This window comes from Paraburkholderia sp. SIMBA_030 (genome assembly GCF_046535245.1).
Lineage (GTDB): Bacteria > Pseudomonadota > Gammaproteobacteria > Burkholderiales > Burkholderiaceae > Paraburkholderia.
On record NZ_JAWRXB010000473.1, the window covers coordinates 1 to 274 of the forward strand.

General features: G+C 62.4%; 1 protein-coding gene. It reads right to left on the reverse strand.

Features of this window, described 5'->3' with window-relative positions; genetic code table 11:
• The coding region (locus SB772_RS40845) for a contractile injection system protein, VgrG/Pvc8 family (protein WP_410838630.1) at positions 1–274 on the reverse strand (274 nt) is incomplete at both ends.

Consider the following 274-nt stretch of genomic DNA (forward strand, 5'->3'; position numbering starts at 1 on the left):
GTGAAACTCAGCCCCGGTTGCAGGCGCACATCATCGCCTTCCACTTCGGCAATGCGGGCATCATGGCGCAGAGCGGTGATCCGGGTGGCCGTGAAGGGCACGCCGACAGCGTCACGCTTGTAGCGGCCGGGGTAGTCGAAGTACTCGTACGCTGTAGATTGATGTTTCAGGTCACTGGCTTCTGCGCGATGCTCCTGCCGGTAGGCCGGGTTGGTGAAGGTGTAATCCCGTTGCACCTGGCGCGCAGTACGCACCTGCTCGCTGTAGCGCAACC